Source organism: Mycobacterium sp. ABE4_509 (assembly GCF_056160785.1).
In genome coordinates this window covers 1-1,933 of record NZ_JBSWXU010000281.1, presented here as the reverse complement: position 1 = coordinate 1,933, position 1,933 = coordinate 1, and the positions used below count along the sequence as shown (strand labels likewise).

Genomic DNA, 1,933 nt, shown 5'->3' with positions numbered 1-1,933 from the left:
GTCCGGATCGCTGCGATGCCCGGCCGCCGGGCCGCGCCGGCGCAGCCGAACCGCGGTGCCGCTGTTGAGCACCCGGGTGGCCAGCGCGACGTCGCTGGTGCGGCGTACCGCATCACGCTTGCTGATCAGCATGGGGACCAGCACGAAGAGCCACAGCACAACGAGCGAGATCCAGAGAAGAGATTGGGGGATGCTTGGCATGGCGCCTGCTCCTTTCCCCATCAGGCTAGGTCTGTGACCAGCGCATCCGTGGGCGGCGCGCCGATGTCAATTACACACCTGTAATTCGCTGGAGACAAGCACCACCAGTCACATGTGTCACATTGGTAACAGGTTGGGGGTGTCGGGTCGCAAACACTAGGTCCAGGCCGCGTGGCCGGCATGCACCAGCGCCGCCGCCACCGACCCGCTCAATTCCTCGACGGTGATGGCGACCAGCAGATGGTCACGCCACGCGCCGTCGACCTCGAGGTAGCGCTTCAGCAGGCCCTCTTCGCGGAAACCGGCCTTAGCCAGCACCGCCCTGCTCGCCGCGTTCTCGGGCCGCACGGTGGCCTCCACCCGGTGCAGCATGACCTTGCCGAAACAATGATCCAGACCCAACGCCAGGGCCGCGGTCGCGACCCCTCCCCCGGTCGACCCGCTGGCCACCCAGTAGCCGATCCAGGCCGACCGCAGCGCCCCGTGCGTCACGTTGCCGATGGTGAGCTGACCGGCGAACTGACCGTCGAGCTCGATCGCATACGGCAGCATCCGGCCCCGCCGGGCCTCCCCACGAAGACCCGAACACACCGAGGGCCAGGCCGAAACAGAATGCCGCACTTCCCAATTCAGATCCGACACCGGTTCCCAGGGCTCCAGGTGCGCACGGTCGGCCAACCGGGTCCTGCTCCACTGGGCGCCGTCACGCAGCCGGATCGGCCGCAGCCGCACCGTCCCGCCGGGCACCCGCAGCGGGCCCACCGGCAACGGCCACCCCGGATGCTGCGAACGGGAACTCCACAGGTTCATCACCGCGCCCGCACCGCCGCCTCAGCCGCGCTGAGCCAGGAATGCGACGTCGACGATCTCACCGGTGCGGATCTGCTCGGCCTCACCGGGCACCATCACCAGACAGTTTGCCTCGGCCAGGGTCGCCAGCAGATGAGACGACGCCCCCGGGGCGCCGCCGAGGGCCTGCACCAGGTACTCCCCGGTGTCCTGGTCGCGCATCAACTGTCCGCGCAGGAAGCCGGTTCGGCCCGCGACCGACGTGATCGGCGACAGTGCCCGGGCCTGCACGATCCGCCGCATCGGCTGGCGCTTACCCAGCGACAGCCGGATCAGCGGGCGCACCATGATCTCGAACACCACCAGCGCGCTGACCGGGTTCGCCGGCAACAGGAACACCGGAACACCGTCGGGACCGAGCTGACCGAAGCCCTGCACGGACCCGGGATGCATCGCGATCCGGCTGACCTCCATGTCGCCGAGTTCGCTGAGCACCGCCCGCACACCCTCGGCAGCCGCACCGCCGACGGCCCCGGCGATCACCACCACCTCAGCGCGGTTCAGCTGCCCCTCGACCGTCTCGCGCAGCTGTTTGGGCTCGGTGGAGACGATCCCGACGCGGTTCACGTCCGCCCCGGCGTCACGACCGGCGGCCGCCAACGCATAGGAGTTGACGTCGTAGACCTGACCGTTGCCCGGGGTGCGGCTGATGTCGACGAGCTCACCCCCGACGCACATCACCGACAACCGGGGCCGCGGATGCACCAGCACCCGTTCGCGACCGACCGCCGCGAGCAGCCCCACCTGGGCCGCCCCGATGATGGTCCCGGCACGGACCGCCACATCTCCGGGCTGGACGTCGTCGCCGGTGCGGCGCACATACGCACCCGAGCGCACCCCGCGCAGCACCCGCACCCGCGAGCCGCCGCCGTCGGTCCAGCGC

Annotated in this window: 2 protein-coding genes and 1 pseudogene; all 3 read right to left on the bottom strand. The window is 70.0% G+C overall.

The window, feature by feature from the left end; genetic code table 11:
* A pseudogene (locus ACXAID_RS27930) lies at positions 1–201 on the bottom strand (divisome protein SepX/GlpR); the annotation flags it as partial.
* 156 nt (positions 202–357) lie between these two features.
* Positions 358–1,011: a GNAT family N-acetyltransferase gene (locus ACXAID_RS27925; RefSeq protein ID WP_475025409.1), complete on the bottom strand. Its 654-nt coding sequence runs from the start codon at positions 1,009–1,011 to the stop codon at positions 358–360.
* A 21-nt stretch (positions 1,012–1,032) separates the two neighbouring features.
* Positions 1,033–1,933 (bottom strand): molybdopterin molybdotransferase MoeA (locus ACXAID_RS27920; protein WP_475025408.1); only part of this gene is annotated, 901 nt, incomplete at its 5' end.

What these genes read in the sequence shown, in the direction of transcription:
- ACXAID_RS27925 (WP_475025409.1), bottom strand. Translation starts at nt 1,011, where the DNA reads ATGAACCTGTGGAGTTCCCGTTCGCAGCATCCGGGGTGGCCGTTGCCG.